Annotated in this window: 18 protein-coding genes and 1 pseudogene; 15 read left to right on the forward strand and 4 right to left on the reverse strand. The window is 70.0% G+C overall.

Translation table 11 applies throughout. The features are described from left to right. Window positions 1-30: 30 nt before the first annotated feature. The 4 genes from JOE64_RS01775 to JOE64_RS01790 all read right to left on the reverse strand — a co-directional run bounded on the left by JOE64_RS01775 (window position 31) and on the right by JOE64_RS01790 (window position 3,530). Window positions 31-675, reverse strand: a complete 645-nt coding sequence (locus JOE64_RS01775) for a winged helix-turn-helix transcriptional regulator (protein WP_204962628.1) — start codon at window positions 673-675, stop codon at window positions 31-33. A 7-nt stretch (window positions 676-682) separates the two neighbouring features. Then, entirely contained in the window at window positions 683-1,144 is a 462-nt protein-coding gene (locus tag JOE64_RS01780) for a VOC family protein (protein WP_204962629.1), read from the reverse strand. A 220-nt stretch (window positions 1,145-1,364) separates the two neighbouring features. Then, window positions 1,365-2,246: a formyltetrahydrofolate deformylase gene (gene purU, locus JOE64_RS01785; RefSeq protein WP_204962630.1), complete on the reverse strand. Its 882-nt coding sequence runs from the start codon at window positions 2,244-2,246 to the stop codon at window positions 1,365-1,367. A 102-nt stretch (window positions 2,247-2,348) separates the two neighbouring features. After that, window positions 2,349-3,530, reverse strand: coding sequence for a cobalamin-independent methionine synthase II family protein (locus JOE64_RS01790; RefSeq protein ID WP_204962631.1), 1,182 nt, complete (start codon window positions 3,528-3,530; stop codon window positions 2,349-2,351). A gap of 374 nt (window positions 3,531-3,904) precedes the next feature. Here JOE64_RS01790 and JOE64_RS01795 point away from each other — a divergent pair, with 374 nt between their 5' ends. The 15 genes and pseudogenes from JOE64_RS01795 (at window position 3,905) to menC (ending at window position 15,611) form a co-directional block, all read left to right on the forward strand. Beyond that, complete coding sequence (locus JOE64_RS01795; protein WP_204962632.1) at window positions 3,905-4,780, forward strand: MurR/RpiR family transcriptional regulator; 876 nt, start codon at window positions 3,905-3,907, stop codon at window positions 4,778-4,780. A 143-nt stretch (window positions 4,781-4,923) separates the two neighbouring features. Further along, window positions 4,924-5,345: pseudogene (locus JOE64_RS14925) on the forward strand (ABC transporter ATP-binding protein); the annotation flags it as partial. A gap of 291 nt (window positions 5,346-5,636) precedes the next feature. Next, window positions 5,637-6,089 carry a TOBE domain-containing protein gene (locus JOE64_RS14930; protein WP_307821696.1) on the forward strand — a complete coding sequence of 151 codons (453 nt, stop codon included), beginning with the start codon at window positions 5,637-5,639 and terminating at the stop codon, window positions 6,087-6,089. 76 nt (window positions 6,090-6,165) lie between these two features. After that, complete coding sequence (locus JOE64_RS01805) at window positions 6,166-7,515, forward strand: extracellular solute-binding protein (RefSeq protein WP_271202419.1); 1,350 nt, start codon at window positions 6,166-6,168, stop codon at window positions 7,513-7,515. Further along, window positions 7,512-8,312 (forward strand): tyrosine-protein phosphatase, encoded by an 801-nt coding sequence (locus JOE64_RS01810; RefSeq protein WP_204962634.1) that lies wholly within the window; start codon window positions 7,512-7,514, stop codon window positions 8,310-8,312. Before JOE64_RS01805 ends, JOE64_RS01810 begins: the two co-directional genes overlap by 4 nt. Beyond that, window positions 8,309-9,223, forward strand: a complete 915-nt coding sequence (locus JOE64_RS01815) for a phosphodiesterase (protein WP_204962635.1) — start codon at window positions 8,309-8,311, stop codon at window positions 9,221-9,223. Before JOE64_RS01810 ends, JOE64_RS01815 begins: the two co-directional genes overlap by 4 nt. A gap of 8 nt (window positions 9,224-9,231) precedes the next feature. Beyond that, complete coding sequence (locus tag JOE64_RS01820) at window positions 9,232-10,185, forward strand: carbohydrate ABC transporter permease (protein ID WP_204962637.1); 954 nt, start codon at window positions 9,232-9,234, stop codon at window positions 10,183-10,185. Between the two features lie 9 nt (window positions 10,186-10,194). Further along, window positions 10,195-11,112, forward strand: a complete 918-nt coding sequence (locus JOE64_RS01825; protein ID WP_204962638.1) for a carbohydrate ABC transporter permease — start codon at window positions 10,195-10,197, stop codon at window positions 11,110-11,112. 23 nt (window positions 11,113-11,135) lie between these two features. Next, the gene (locus JOE64_RS01830) at window positions 11,136-11,846 is read left to right on the forward strand and encodes a GNAT family N-acetyltransferase (RefSeq protein ID WP_204962639.1); all 711 of its coding nucleotides are present in this window, start codon (window positions 11,136-11,138) and stop codon (window positions 11,844-11,846) included. Between the two features lie 177 nt (window positions 11,847-12,023). Then, window positions 12,024-12,719 (forward strand): cyclase family protein, encoded by a 696-nt coding sequence (locus tag JOE64_RS01835; protein WP_204962641.1) that lies wholly within the window; start codon window positions 12,024-12,026, stop codon window positions 12,717-12,719. Continuing rightward, window positions 12,716-13,150, forward strand: a complete 435-nt coding sequence (locus JOE64_RS01840; protein WP_239531673.1) for a hypothetical protein — start codon at window positions 12,716-12,718, stop codon at window positions 13,148-13,150. Before JOE64_RS01835 ends, JOE64_RS01840 begins: the two co-directional genes overlap by 4 nt. 81 nt (window positions 13,151-13,231) lie before the next feature. Beyond that, on the forward strand, window positions 13,232-13,690 hold the full coding sequence (locus JOE64_RS01845; RefSeq protein WP_204962642.1) for a MarR family winged helix-turn-helix transcriptional regulator: 459 nt from the start codon (window positions 13,232-13,234) through the stop codon (window positions 13,688-13,690). Between the two features lie 94 nt (window positions 13,691-13,784). Then, complete coding sequence (locus tag JOE64_RS01850; RefSeq protein ID WP_204962643.1) at window positions 13,785-14,207, forward strand: organic hydroperoxide resistance protein; 423 nt, start codon at window positions 13,785-13,787, stop codon at window positions 14,205-14,207. Window positions 14,208-14,251: 44 nt separating this feature from the next. Continuing rightward, window positions 14,252-14,389: a hypothetical protein gene (locus tag JOE64_RS01855; protein WP_204962644.1), complete on the forward strand. Its 138-nt coding sequence runs from the start codon at window positions 14,252-14,254 to the stop codon at window positions 14,387-14,389. An 88-nt stretch (window positions 14,390-14,477) separates the two neighbouring features. After that, on the forward strand, window positions 14,478-15,611 hold the full coding sequence (gene menC, locus JOE64_RS01860; protein WP_204962646.1) for an o-succinylbenzoate synthase: 1,134 nt from the start codon (window positions 14,478-14,480) through the stop codon (window positions 15,609-15,611). The last annotated feature ends 2 nt before the right edge of the window (window positions 15,612-15,613 follow it).

Genomic DNA, 15,613 nt, shown 5'->3' on the forward strand with positions numbered 1-15,613 from the left:
CCCGCACCCGCCGCCCGAACGCGCCCCGGCCTACGCCGCGACGCGGAACGTCCGCGCGAAGCGGTCGAGCAGTTCGGGGGCGCCGGTGAGCACCCGCACGATCCCCGTCTCGATCGCGCGCGCGGGGGCGAGATCGCCCGACAGAAGACGTCGGATGCCCGGACCCGCCGCGAACGACAGATCGACGTCCTCGGCGCCGCCGCGCGCGATCGCGAGAGTGGGGCCCGCGACGCGCACCTGCAGGTCGACCTCGCCGAGCCGTGCCGCGTACGCCGTCGCCGGGAGCAGTGCTGCGGCATCCGCCTGGAACGTCGAACGCAACGCAATCGTGAGCGCATCGGGAGTCACGACCTGCTCGTCGCGTGGTTCGTCGAGCGCTTTGAAGCCCCACGCGCTGAGCGCGAGCACCACCGGTTCGAGCTCGTGCCCGTACGCGGTGAGCTCGTAGATGATGATCCGCGACCGCGGGGCCCGGCGGATGATGCCTGCCGCCTGCAGTTCTTTCAGCCGCGTTGCGAGCACGTTCGAGGGGATGCGCGGCAGCCCCGCCGCCAGTTCGCCGTAGCGCCGCGGCCCCACGAGCAGGTCGCGGACGATGAGCAGCGCCCACCGTTCACCGACCAGCTCGAGGGCGCGGGTGACCCCGCAGTACTGGCCGTACTCGCGCGCCGCCACGGATCGCTCAGTCGCCCGACTCGGCGTGCGGGTCGGCTCCCGAGGACTCCAGGTACGCGGCAGGTCCCTGCTCGGCGGCGATCGGATCCATCCAACCGAAGTCGATGATGTTGCCGTCCGGGTCGGTGACGTTCCGCTGGTACATGAAGCCGTAGTCGGACGGCGGCTGGGCCTCGGTGCCGCCGGCGGCGAGGCCGCGCTCGACGGCGGCATCCACGTCGGCGCGACTGTCGAGGAAGATCGAGGTGCCGCTCGTCGGGTTCTTCGCGGGATCGCCCAGCGGCAGGTCGGTGAAGGTCTGGTAGAACTCGCGCGTGACGATCATGGCGTAGCTGTGGTCCTTCTCGATCACGACGCAGGCGGCGTTGTGGTCGGTGAAGGCGGGGTTGATCTCGAACCCGAGGGCTTCCCAGAACGCCTTCGAGCGATCGAGGTCGGTGACGGGCATGTTGATGAACAGAGTGGGCATGGATGCCTCCGGTCTCGTCGGGTCCGATGCGGACACCGCTCACACTTGCAAAAAGCAAGTGACCCGTCAAGAGGGGATCGCGCGAACATGGGCGCAGACCGACGCGATCGCCCGCTTCGCGAGGGTGCGCGGACCGTCGCGTCGTCCGGGTCCAGGACGGCGACGTCCGCCCGCACGGCGACCGTCCCGCCGCCGGAGGGGGCGTCCGGGAAGGTCCCCGTCAGAAGATGATCGTGTGGTTGCCCTGCCGGATGACGCGGTCCTGAGCGTGCCACAGCACCGCGCGCGAAAGCACCTGGCGCTCCACGTCGGCGCCGCGCCGGGCGAGCTCGGCCGACGACTCCGCGTGTGTCACGCGCACCGTGTCCTGCTCGATGATCGGGCCCTCGTCGAGGTCGCCGGTCACGTAGTGCGAGGTGGCGCCGATGAGCTTCACGCCGCGTTCCTTCGCCTTCTTGTACGGCTCGGCGCCGATGAAGGCGGGCAGGAACGAGTGGTGGATGTTGATCACCGGCACACCGAGGCGGTCAAGGAACTCGGGCGAGAGGATCTGCATGTACCGCGCCAGTACGACGAAGTCGACGTTGCCGACGAGGAGCTTCAGGATCTCCTCCTCCGACGCCGACTTGTCGGGGCCGACGACCGACGGCACGTGGAAGAACGGCACGCCGAAGCTGCGCACGTCTTCGGCGGTGGCGGTGTGGTTGGAGATCACCATCGGGATCGTCACCGGCAGGTCGCCGCGACGGTGCCGCCACAGCAGGTCGAGCAGACAGTGGTCCTGCTTCGAGGCCAGGATCGCCATGCGTTTGGGGACCGACTGATCGGTCAGCGACCACTCGAGCCCGAACTCCCCGAGCGTGCGGGCGATGTCGGCCTCGATCGCCGGCCGGTCGGCGGCGAAGTCGGGGCGGTGGAACACGATCCTCTGGAAGTACGCCCCGCCGCGATGGTCGTCGGAGAACTGGTCGAAGGCCACGATGTTCCCGCCGATGCGCGTGATCATCGCCGACACCGCGGCGACGATCCCCGGCTGATCGCTGCCGTAGGAGACGAGGCAGGCGTGATCGGTCGGCAGGTGGGCGCTGTGTTCGGGAGCCATTCTTCGATTCTGCCGCAGGCGAGGGGGCACCTCGGCATCGGCGTCCGCGCGACCTCGACGCGTCGGGTCTGCGCGGACGCCGGTGGGGGAGCCGTGACGGACTCAGGCGCGGCGCGCGCCTTCGCCGAGGGTCTGCAGCTTCGCCCACGCGATATCGGGGTGGATGCGCCCGCCGAGCCCGCAGTCGGTCGAGGCGATCACCCGGTCGGCGCCGACGATGTCGGTGAAGCGGCGGATGCGCTGCGCGACGAGCTCGGGGTGTTCCACCACGTTGGTCGCGTGGCTCACGACGCCGGGGACGAGCACCAGGTCGTCGGGCACCGCGGCATCCGCCCATGCGCCGAACTCGTGCTCGTGACGGACGTTTCCCGCCTCGAACGAGATCGACCCGACGTTCGCCTGCAGGACGACGGGCAGGATGTCTTTCAGCTCGACGTCGGTCGTGTGCGGACCGTGCCACGAGCCCCAGCACAGGTGCAGGCGCACCTGCTCTTTCGGAAGGCCCGCGATCGCGTGGTTGATCGCGTCGATGCGGATCCTCGTGAATGCCTGGTAGTCGGCGATCGAGGGCTCGGGGCTGATCTGGTCGAAGTTCTCGGCGAGCGACGGGTCGTCGAGCTGCAGGATGAGTCCCGCCTCGACGATGGCCCGGTACTCCTCGCGGAGGGCGTCGGCCCACGCGAAGATGTGCTCCTCGTCGGTCGCGTAGTACTCGTTGCGCACGCGTGCCGCAGATCCGGGCGCGATCGCGGTGAGGAAGCCCTGCTCGCCGCCCCGGAGCGCGGCGGTGAGGTTTCGGATGTCGGATGCCACCGCGTCCTGCCCGCGGTAGGTCAGCGGGCCCGTCGTCGTCGGGAAGGCGGTCGCCGTCTGTCCGGCCTCGACGGCCTCGGCGTAGACGGCCGGGAAGAGCTGGCGGTCGCGACGGCCGAGGAAGTTCGTCAGCCGGACGTTCCCGGGAGACGACTCGACCGGCGGCTCGTTGAACGCGTTGACCTCGGTCAGCGACAGGCCGGCCACACGCTGGAAGGAGTACGACCACCAGGCGCCGTAGTCGACGGCGTTCGACATCGCCTTGCCGAATTCGCCGTCGCCGACGAGCGTGATGCCCGCCGCGCGCTGCCGCTCGACGACGTCGGCGACGGCCGCTGCCGTGAGAGCGTCGAACTCCGGCGTCGACTGCAGCGTGAAGCCGTCATCGGCGAGCGTTCGTGCGCCGTTCGCGTCGATGAGCGCGGCGGTGCGGGGCAGGCTGCCCGAAGTGGTGGTGGGGACGGCGGACATGGCGAAGCCTCCGGTTCGAGACGGGATGGGATTTCCGAGGAACATGGCTCTCGCCGCGGGCGTCGTCGCGAGCGGCTCAAGGCGGAGGATTCCGGTTCGCGAGCCGACTCCAGCGTAGAGCGGGCGGCGTGCGCGTCGTCGGCGTGTGACGCTCCGAGTCGCCCGCCGTACCGCGGATCGGACAGCGTCCCCCGCGCTTCGCCGCCCTGCGGGAGAGGCCGCGCGGTGCGAGGCCGTGCGTGAAAACAGCTTGCATGGGATGCTCCTTTCGTGACCGATTCGTTCATCTCGCGTTCGCCGGTGCGCCGACGGGGTTTCCTAAGGTGTGCCGATCCGCGCGGCGTCGATCGCCGGATGAAGGGGGAGGGGAGCCGGTGAGCGCCCACACTGCCGATCCGCCGCTCGGGGGGACGATCGACCACATCCTGTCGTTGCTGCCATCGTTGACGCCGGCTGCCCAGAGAGCCGCGCAGATCTGCGTCGAGCGCCCGGGCGAGGTCGCGGAGATGTCCGGCGCCGATCTGGCCGACGCGGCGGGCACGTCGGCGGCCGCTGTGAGTCGGATGAGTCAGGCGCTCGGGTTCCGCAGCTTCCAGCATCTGAGGCTGACGCTGGTGCGCGATCTCGGCGCCGCCGCGCCCGAGGGGGACGAGGACGGAGATGACGACGTGTCGCGCCTGCGCGGGTACGCCGAGCGTTCCGCGCGCATGCTGCAGACCTCGCTCGCCTCGATCGATGCCGACGTGTTCGCCGCATCGGCCGTCGCCATCGCGCAGGCGCCACGGCTGCTGCTCGCGGCCACCGGTGCGTCGCAGCCGTCGGCGCAGGCCGCGGCGGTGGCCTTCACGGTGAACGGCCGGTCGTGCGAGGCTCCCAGCGACACCGTCATGCAGCAGCTCACCGCGAGCGTGCTGCGTCCGGGCGACGTATGCGTCGCCGTCAGCGCCAGCGGCGCCAACACCAACACGCTCGCGGTCGCTCAGGCGGCTGCGCAGGCCGGTGCCACGGTCGTCGTCGTCACCGGGTTCGCCCGGGCTCCCCTCACCGTCGTCGCCGATCTCGTTTTGGTCGCGGGAGCGCGCTCAGCGTCGTGGGAGCACTCGGCGATGGCTTCCGGCATGGTGCAGCTGCTCGTCCTGTCGGCGCTGCAGCGCGCCGTCGCCGACCGAATGGCCGACGCCGCGGCGCGTGCGCGTTCCGCGGTGCAGCACGAGGTGCTCGGGATCGTCGCGGACGACGTCGAGCCGTGAGAGGCCCGGGGCCGGGAGAGTTCGCCGTGAAAGCGCGTTCCGTTGTTCGCGCGTTTCACTGCAATTCACTTTCACAAATGACACTCACTCTGTAAGCGAATTGCGGAGATGGTCTCCCATGGATCGCTTGCGAGAGGCGAGCCATGGGAAAGATCCAGCTGAGCGGCATCGGCCGCGCGTTCGGCACGACGGTCGCCGTGCGAGACATCGATCTCACGATCGATGACGGCGAGTTCGTCGTGCTGCTCGGCCCGTCCGGCTGCGGAAAGACGACGCTGCTGCGGATGATCGCGGGCTGCTCGAACCGACCTCCGGGCGCATCCTGCTCGACGGCGACGACATCACCGAGCGGCCGTCGAAGAAGCGCGACCTCGCGATGGTCTTCCAGAGCTACGCGCTCTACCCGCACCTGAGCGTCCGGAAGAACCTCGCCTTCCCGCTGCGCGTGCAGCGTCTGACGAAGGCGGAGGTCTCCCGGCGAGTGACGGAGGTCGCTCAGACCCTGGAGATCGATCACCTGCTCGACCGCAAACCGCGCGAACTCTCCGGCGGCCAGCGTCAGCGCGTCGCCGTCGGACGCGCCCTCGTGCGTCAGCCCCGTGCCTTCTTGATGGACGAACCTCTGTCGAACCTCGATGCGAAGCTGCGCACGCACACCCGCCAAGAGCTCACGGCACTGCACCGGAGGCTGCAGGCGACGTTCGTCTACGTCACCCACGACCAGGTCGAGGCCATGACGATGGCGACCCGGATCGTCGTTCTCGATCAGGGGCGCATCGAGCAGTTCGGTACCCCCGAGGACGTCTACGACCGGCCGGAGACCGTCTTCGTCGCCGGGTTTCTGGGGAGCCCCGCCATGAACCTGCTCGACGCACGCGTCGCGGGAGCGGCGGGAGCCGTCGGTGTGACCGCCGACGGCGTGGCGGGCGATCTGTGGGACGGTGACACCGCCGAGCTCGACGTCGTGCTCGGCATCCGTCCCGAGCACCTCGAGATCGCGCCGGCGGTCGCCGGCCGTCGAGGCGTCACGCTCACCGCTGTCGCCCAGGTCGTCGAGAACCTCGGCGCCGAACTGATCATCACCTGCCTGCTTCCCTCGGGTGCCCGCGTCCACGTCCGTGCCGACCGGGCCGTGCCCGTGGCGCCGGGAGACGCGGTTCGGTTGCATGCCGACCCCGAGCACGTCCACCTGTTCGAGCGCGCATCCGGCCGACGGCTGGAGTGGGTGCCCGATGCGTCCCCCACGGATGCGTCGTCGCCGGATGCCTCATCGCCCGATGCGGCCTCCGTCCTCCCCGTCCTCACCTGATCCGATTCCCGAGCGCGGTCCCGGCCGCGACGCATCCCCCTGCACGACCCCACATCCGCATTCCACAGGAGAACACGTGAACACCACTCTGCGAGGCGCATCCGTCGCCGCGCTCGCCGTCGCCGGTCTCGTTCTGGCGGGCTGTTCCACCGCCACGGCGGGCGCCCCGGCATCCACCGGCTCGTTGCAGCCGCTCGCCGACGATCAGAAGGTCCAGATCGTCTTCGAGTCGTACAACCTCGCCAACGTCGGCACCTGGGCCGACACCATCAACGGGCTGCTCGACGAGTTCCGTGCCGCCCACCCGGGCATCACGGTGGTCGCCCAGCCGAGCGACACCGCCGCCGGAACCGCGGCCAGCGTGCAGAAGCAGCTGCTGGCGGGCGCGGCGCCCGACGTCGCCCAGCTGACCTTCAACGAGCTCGACTTCGCCGCCACCCAGCTCGGGGCGCAGAACCTCACATCGCTGGTCGGCGAGCAGGGGCTGTCCGACCAGTTCGGCGGCGAGTACCCCTACCACCCGCGTGCCGCCACGCTCGCCGACTGGAACGGTGCCACCTACGGAGTTCCCTACGTCTTCTCCACCCCGGTCATGTGGCTCGACGAGGCGAAGTTCGCCGCCGCGGGGATCGACCCCGCCACCGTCGACCTGTCGACGTGGGATGCCGTGGCCGACGCCGCGGCGAAGATCACGGCGGCGACCGGTGCACCTTCGCTGAGCGTCTCGTGCGTCGTCACCGGAGGCAGCTGGTGCATGCAGGGACTGTTCCGCTCCCACGGTGCGCAGGTTCTGAGCGATGACCGTGCGACGATCGGCTTCGGCTCTGACGATGCCGTCGCCACGGTGAAGACGTTCCGTGACATGTACGACCGCGGCATCCTCAGCAACGACAACGCCACCTCGCAGTACGAGGCGTTCGCCCAGGGCAAGACCGCGATCCACATCAACACCTCCGCTCTGCAGGGCGCCTTCATGAAGGGCGCGAAGGCGGGTGGGTGGGCCCTCTCGGCGCGCACCCTGCCGGCATTCGCGGGTCACGAGGTCGTGCCGACGAACTCCGGTTCGTTCCTCGCGATGTTCTCGACCGACCCGGCCAAGCAGGCCGCCGCGTGGGAGCTCATGCAGTTCATGACGAGTCCGCACGCTTACGAGGCCATCTCGACCAAGATCGGCTACCTGCCGCTGCGATCGAGCATGACCGAGGGGTCGGGCCCGCTCGCCGCCTGGGTCGCACAGAACCCGCTCGTGAAGCCGAGCCTGCAGCAGCTCGACAGCCTGCAGCCGTGGGTGTCCTACCCCGGGAACAGCTACGCGCAGGTCGATCAGGTGCTGGCGACCGCCATCGAGCAGTCGGTCTTCTACGGTGCCGACCCGGCGTCGACGATGACGGATGCCGCGACGCGCGCTCAAGGGCTCATCAAGTGAGCTCCGCCACCGTGACCACCGGGGCGGCAGCGTCCGCCCCGGTGCGCCGCCGGGAACTGCCCGGCGTGTACAACCTGCGCGACACCGGCGGCTACCGTGCCGCCTCGGGGAGCACCCGCTGGGGCACCCTCTTCCGGTCGGATGCGCTGCACCTCCTCGACGACGAAGGGCGAGAAGCCCTCGTCGCCCTCGGCATCACGCAGCTCGTGGACCTGCGCGGCGACGACGAACGCCACGCCGCACCGAGCGCCGTCGCGGGGCTCGGAATCGCGATCCGACACATTCCCGTGTTCGACGATGCGTCCCCCGTCGTGATGGCCCACGCCCCGGTGAGCCTCGAGAGCGTGTACCGGCACATGGTCGACGACCGCGGTCCTCAGCTCGCCGCCGCCGTCCGGGCACTCGTCGACGCGGCGCCCGGACGAGCCGTCCTCGTGCACTGCACCGCGGGCAAAGACCGCACGGGGCTCGTGATCGCACTCGCTCTGGCCGCCGTCGGCGTCGATCGCCAGGAGGTCGTGGACGACTACGCCGCCACCGCCGCCCACCTGGTCGGACCGTGGGCGCAGCGGATGCTCGCGGGCCTGACCGAACGGGGCCTCGAGGCGACACCCGAGATCGTCGAGCTCGTCACCGCCAGCCCCGCTTCTCTTCTGAACGGACTCCTCGATCGCATCGAGGCCGAGCACGGCTCGATCGGCGACTACCTCCGCTCCCACGGTCTCACCGGCGACGAGCTCGCCCGTCTGCGGGCGGCGCTCGTCGACGACTCCGCTCCCGAAAGGAACAACGCATGATCCCCGCCGGCCAGCACGGCCCCGCCGAGCACTTCATCCTGCACCTCTCCGACACCCACTTCGTGGCGACCGGTGACCTCCTGCACGACAGAGTCGACTCCGACCGCAATCTCATCGCGCTGTTCGAGGGTTTCGAGAAGTCCAGCGCCCGGCCCGAGGCCATCGTGTTCACGGGCGATCTCGCCGACACGGGACGCCCCGACGCGTATGAGCGGCTGCGCGCCATCGTCGAGCCCGCAGCCGAGCGCCTCGGCGCCCAGGTGATCTGGGTGATGGGCAACCACGACGAGCGCGTCGCGTTCCGGCGCGGGCTGCTCGACGAAGACGCGGATGCCGCGGAGCCCGTCGACCGCGTCTTCGACATCAACGGGCTGCGGATCATCGCGCTGGATTCCACGGTTCCCGGCCATCACCACGGCGAGATCACCGAGACGCAGCTCGAGTGGCTCGCGCACCAGCTCGAGGTCCCCGCCCCGCACGGAACCCTGCTCGCACTGCACCACCCACCCGTGCCGAGTCCTCTCGGATTGCTGGCGCTCGTCGAACTGCGCGACCAGGACCGGCTGGCGGCGGTCGTGGAGGGGACGGATGTCCGTGGCATCCTCGGCGGTCACCTGCACTACTCGACGCATTCGACGTTCGCCGGCATCCCCGTCTCCGTCGCCTCGGCGACCTGCTACACGCAGGACCTCCAGGTCGTCTATCCCGGAGCGCGTGGCCAGGACGGCGGACAGTCGTACAACCTCGTGCACGTCTACGGCGATCGCGTGCTGCACTCGATCGTGCCCCTCGGGCAGTTCCCCACGGTGTACGAGATGACGCCGGAGTCGCTCCAGCGCTTCATGGCGATGAGCGCCGACGAGCAGATCGCGGCCGTGGGCGCGTCGGTCCTCGACACGGCCGAGGCGTAGGCGAAACCATGTTCGTCATCGCCCCCGTCGCTGCGGCATCGGACGCGCCGGTCGAGGCGGAGCCGGCGCGGCGGCCGCGCCGGCTCCGCCCGCAGGCGCTCGTGCCCTATCTGTATCTGGTGCCCGCCGTCGTGTTCCTGATGGTGTGGACGTACAGCCCGCTGGTGCAGACGTTCTCGCTGTCGATGTTCGATTGGAACCTGCTGCCCACGAGCCGCAAGACCTTCGTCGGGGCGGGCAACTACACCCAGGTGCTGCAGCTGCCCGAACTGCACACCGCGATCGCCAACACAGTGCTGTACATCGCGGCCTTCCTCGTGTTCTCGCTGGTGCTGCCGATCCTCATCGCGATCCTGTCGCGCCAGGTGACGGGGCGGGTGCGCACCGTCTACCAGGCGCTCATCTTCGTGCCCTTCCTCATCACGCCGGTCGCGACCAGCGCGGTGTGGCGGTGGCTGTTCGCCGAGCAGGGCGTGGTCGCGACGGTGCTCGCATCATTCGGCGTGCACATGCCGAACGTCTTCCGCGACGCCGACCTCGCGATCTGGGCGGTCATCGTCATCGTCGGCTGGCAGATGCTGGGGTTCGGAGTGCTCGTGGTCGCCGCGGGTTTCGCGGGGATCAGCCCCGAGTACGGCCAGGCCGCATCGCTCGACGGGGCAGGAGCGGCGATGATCCTCCGACGGATCACGCTGCCGCTGCTGTCGCCGACGATCGTGTTCCTCGCACTCATGACCATCCTGCTGGCTGCGCAGTGGACCTACCCGATCATCGATCTGCTGACGCAGGGCGGTCCGGCGAACTCCACGACGAACATCTACTACCTGCTCTACCAGTTCGGCTTCCAGAACTTCGACGTCGGCATCTCCGCCGCCGCCGGAGTCGTCTTCTTCCTCGGATTCGGGATCATCGCGCTGGTGTTCCTCGAGCTGCAGGAACGACTGAGCTTCTACGACAACTGAGGACCGACCATGGCATTCGTCACGCTCGCCCCTGCCTCCCCCCGCTCCGCATCGGGGGACGATCCGGCCGGCCCGGCGGCGACGCCGCGCGCGGCGGCGGACGATCGCCCCGTCGCCTCGCGCTCCCGCGTCGGGACCGTCATCGGCCACATCGTGCTGATCGCGATCGCGCTGTTCAGCATCTTCCCGGTGTATTGGCTGTTCGCCACGGCCCTGCGTGCCCCCGAGAACGCGCTCGACCAGACGCTCCTGCCCTGGCCGCTGAGCTTCGAGAACATCGCCTACGTGTGGCAGACGATCCCCATCGGCGGCATGCTCTGGAACACGTTCTGGATGTCGCTCGTCCTCGCCTCTCTGCAGCTGTTCTTCGCGGTGCTGGCGGCGTACGCGTTCGCGATGTGGGAGTTCCGGGGCCGCAAGATCCTGATGTTCCTGTTCATCGGCTCGTGGCTCGTGCCGTTCCAAGTGACGATGATCCCGAACTACCTCCTCGTCGGGCAGCTCGGGCTGCTCGGGACGGTCGGCGGCGTCATCGTGCCGCAGATCGCGGGAGCGTTCGCCGTGCTCCTCATGGTGCAGCACATGAGCGCCTTCCCGCGTGAGCTGATCGAGGCGGCCCATCTCGACGGGCGCGGCAGCTGGGCGACGCTGTGGACGGTCGTCGTGCCCAACATGAAGCCTGCGCTCGCCGCGCTCGGGATCATGGGGTTCATCTCGGCGTGGAACGAGTACCTCTGGCCGTCGCTCGTCATGCGCCAGGGCGACGCTCTCATCCAGGTGGGCGTGCGCGGGTTCCTCTCCGCCGAAGGGAACAACTGGGGGGCGACGATGGCCGCAGCCGGGCTCGCCTGCATCCCCGTCCTGCTCATCTACGTCTTCTTGCAGCGCTACGTCGTCGACGCCTTCGTGCGGTCAGGGCTGAAGTGAACCCGCGGGCGTAGGGTGCTGGAATGACCGATTCCGGGGAGTCCGCCGCCGCGCCCGCCATCCGCGAGATCACCACCGTCGAGCAGACCTTCGCCGCCGCCGAGGTCCTCCGCGAGGTCTGGGGCGAAGAACACCCCGGAATGCCGGCCAACCTGCTGCGTGCGCTCGCGCACTCGGGCAACTACGTGGTGGGCGTCTACGACGGCGAGCGGATGGTCGGGGCATCCGTCGCCTTCTTCGCGGCCCCCGCTGCGCGGTCGATGCATTCGCACGTGACCGGCGTCCTCGACGGTTACCGCGCCCAGGGGCTCGGCCGGGCCCTCAAGCAGCACCAGCGCGCCTGGGCATTCGCCCGCGACGTCGGCCACATCACGTGGACCTTCGACCCGCTCGTCGCGCGCAACGCCCACTTCAACCTCAGCGTGCTGGGCGCGCGGGCGACCGAGTACCTGGTCGACCAGTACGGTGCGATGGATGACGACCTGAATCGCGGCGACGAGTCCGACCGGCTCATGGCGTCGTGGGCGCTCGCCGCCCCGGCATCGGCTCCGCGCGAGCAGGATGTCGTGACGAGCGTCGAGGTGCCCGCCGACATCGAGTCGCTGCGACGGGACGACCCCGCCGCGGCGCTCGATTGGCGCTACCGCGTGCGCGACGCCTTTCTCGGTCTACTCGAGGACGGTCTCGTCGTGACCGGCTTCGACGAGCGCGGCTACCTGTTCGGGCGCGGCTGAGCGTTACCGCCCCGGCTGTTCCGGCTTTTCCGGCCGCCCCGCCGGCCTCTGCGCGTTCCGGGCACAGCTCCGGAGATCCTGCCGCCGGGCGCACGATTTCTGCCGATTCCGCCCCTGTCGACACCAGATCTCCGGAGTTGTGAACGAGGCCCTGACTCATCGGCCTACGATGGCGCCATGCCCGCTCGCGCCGAGACTCCCGCCCGCATCGTCGATCTGAGCCACCCGATCCGGGCCGGGCTCGTGACCTACCCCGGGCTGCCGGCTCCCGAGATCACGCCCTTCCTCACCCGAGAGGACTCGCGCGGAAAATACGCCCCGGGAACCGAGTTCGCGATGGATGTCATCACGATGATCGGCAATACGGGCACCTACCTCGACTCGCCGTTCCACCGGTACGGCGACGGGGCCGATCTCGCGGGCCTCGACCTCGCGACCCTCGTCGACCTGCCGACCGAGGTCTTCCACCTCGGTGCGCTCATCTCGCCTGAGCGACGCGCCATCACGGCCGACCTCGTATCGGGTCGCGACGTGCGCGGCGCCGCGGTGCTGCTGCACACCGGATGGGACCGGCTGTTCGCCACCGAGGCCTATGGTCACGGAGCGCCGTTCCTCACCGGCGAGGCGGCGCAGGCGCTCATCGACGGGGGTGCCGTGCTCGTCGGCATCGACTCGGTCAACATCGACGACACCGAGTCGGGCGGCGAGCGGCCGGCGCACAGTTCGCTGCTCCGCGCCGGCGTTCACGTCGTCGAGCACCTCACCCGACTCGGCGACCTGCCCGAGCGGGGCGCGCGCTTCACCGCCGCCCCTCCCGCCGTCGAAGGGTTCGGCACGTTCCCGGTCCGCGCGTTCGCGCGGGTGATCGCATGACCGGGGAAGAGGCCGCGGGCGCGGACGGCACGGACGGTATCGGCGCGCCCCGCGTCACGGGGGAGGGCATCCCGCACCGCCGCGAGGACCGCGAGCTGGTCGGCTGGATCCATGCCGACGGCGACGACTGGACGGCGGTCGATGTTCTGGGCCGCGTCGTGGTCCGTGCCGTCGACTGGCTCTCCGCCGAAGAGGCTCTCGAAGAGCGCGGGCTCGCGTTCCTCGCCGACCCGTGGATGCTCGAGCGCGAGGATGCCGCGCCGCTGCGGGTGCGACTGGTCGAGGTGACACCCGAGCGCATCGTCGTCAAAGCCGAGGACTACGGCGATGTCTCGCACGCGAGCGAGCGGATCGTGCTGCCCTGGCCCCTGCCGAGTCGGCTGCGTCCACCGCGCCGCGGCGATCCCGACGGGTTCACGCTCCACCGCTGAGAGTCGTCGCGGACGCACTCCGAGACGATCGTCGCGATCAGATAGATTGCGCGCAATTCAATTGCGTGCAATGCTTATTGCATGAGCGCTCCGCACCCCGCCTCGATCGACGACTTCGTGTGCTTCGCGATGTACACGGCCTCGCACGCGACCACGCAGGCCTACCGCGAGGTGCTGAAGCCGTGGCGGCTCACCTACCCGCAGTACCTCGCCCTCGTCGTGCTCGCGACGGGGGAGCGGTCGGTCGGCGAGCTCGGCGATGACCTCGCGCTCGACTCGGGCACGCTGTCGCCGCTGCTGCGTCGTCTCGACGACCGGGGTCTCGTCGCGCGCCGCCGCGATGCCGACGACGAGCGCATCGTGCGGGTGAGCCTGACCGACGCGGGCCGCGCTGTCCACGACGAGGTCGTCGCCGCCGCCGGATGCCTCGTGCCGGCCTTCGTCGACAGCGGACGCAGCCTCACCGACCTCCTCGACCAGCTCGGTGCCATCGCCCGGAACATGCGGGCCCTGGCCGCAGATCTCCGCACCGCGGCCTGACGGCGTCGGCTGACGCCCCGCCCTCGCTCCCACCGTCAAAAGTCTCGCCGCCGAAAAAGGCGTCGCCCTCGAACCCTCCACGAAAGGCAGAACCATGGACATCGTCTACACCGCAGAAGCGCTCGCCACCGGCGGGGGCCGCAACGGCCACGTCCGCACGAGCGACGGCATCCTCGACACGGACGTGCGCGTCCCCAAAGAGATGGGCGGCACCGGCGGAGCCCCGAACCCCGAGCTCCTCTTCGCTGCCGGCTACGCCGCGTGCTTCCACAGTGCACTGCAGGCCGTCGCCCGCGCGCAGAAGGTCACGATCGAGGGGTCCAGCGTCGGCTCGCGCGTCGGCATCGGCTCGAACGGTCAGGGCGGGTTCGGTCTCGCCGTCGAACTCGAGGTGAACATCCCCGAGGTCGCCCACGACGTGGCCCAGCAGCTCGCCGATGCCGCGCACCAGGTGTGCCCGTACTCCAACGCGACCCGCGGCAACATCGAGGTCACCGTCACCGTCGTCGACGACTGATCGCGAAACCCGCGTCATAATGCGCGGCATCCGTCGTCTCATCGGTGAGAACCGAGAACGAGAGGACGGATGCCGTGCGCACGTTCATCACCACCGTGGCGGCCGCCTTCCGCCCCCGCGCCCCGCGGCGCGCGACCTTCATCGCCTCGCAGGACTGGCGAGCGGCACGCGCGGTGCGCTGACCGCGGCCCCGCGGCCATGGCCCGGAGCCGTGGCGTGGACGGCACCCCGCGCGCCGGCGTGCTCGTGAGCGCGGCGTAGCCTGAGCGCATGCCGATCACCCGCCCCGCTGCACCCGTCCGCCTCGAGGCCGTCGAGCTGCGGGTGCTGCACCTGCCCCTCGTGTCGCCCTTCACCACGTCGTTCGGCACCGAGAGCGTCCGCGAAGTGATCGTCGTGCGTGCGCGCACCTCCGACGGCGAGGGGTGGGGCGAGATCGTCACGCAGGAGTCCCCGCTCTATTCCAGCGAGTACACGCGCGGCGCGTGGGACGTCGCGAACCGCTTCTTGGTACCGGCGCTGCTGGACGCCGGCAGCCTCGCGCCGGAGGATGTCTCCGGCATCCTCGCCCCGTGCGTCGGCCACCGGATGGTGAAAGCCGGGCTCGAGCTCGCCGTGCTCGACGCCGCGCTCCGCGCGGAGGACCGGTCGCTCGGCGCCTATCTCGGCGCCGCCGTCGACCGCGTGCCGAGCGGGGTGTCGGTGGGCATTCAACGCGACCCGGCGGCGCTCGTCGATGCCGTCGGCGGCTACCTCGACGAGGGCTACGTGCGCATCAAGATCAAGATCAAACCCGGCCGCGACGTCGCCGACACCGCCGCCGTGAGGGATGCCTTCGGCGCCATCCCGCTGCAGGTCGATGCGAACTCGGCCTACACCCTTGCCGATGTCGACACCCTCGCCGAACTGGACCGCTTCGACCTGCTGCTGATCGAACAGCCCTTGCAAGAGGACGACATCGTCGACCACGCGACCCTCGCCGCCCGGCTGCGGACACCCGTGTGCCTCGATGAGTCGATCGTGTCGGCGAAGGCCGCCGCCGACGCGCTGGCGCTGCGCGCGGCATCCGTCATCAACATCAAGGCGGGACGTGTCGGCGGCTACCTCGAGGCCGTGCGTGTGCACGACCTCTGCCGCGAGGCGGGGGTGCCGGTCTGGTGCGGCGGCATGCTCGAGACCGGGATCGGCAGGGCCGCGAACGCGGCTCTCGCCGCCCTGCCCGGATTCACCCTGCCCGGGGATGTCTCGGCGTCCGACCGCTTCTACACCCGCGACATCGTCACCGAGCCGATCCGGCTCGAAGACGGCCACGTCCGCGTGCCGACGGGGCCGGGGATCGGCATCGAGATCGACCCGGTCGCCCTCGATGACGTCACCGTGGATCGCGTCGAGCTGAGGCGCTGACC

It is taken from the genome of Microbacterium dextranolyticum (assembly GCF_016907295.1).
In the GTDB taxonomy this organism is placed as follows: Bacteria; Actinomycetota; Actinomycetes; order Actinomycetales; family Microbacteriaceae; genus Microbacterium; species Microbacterium dextranolyticum.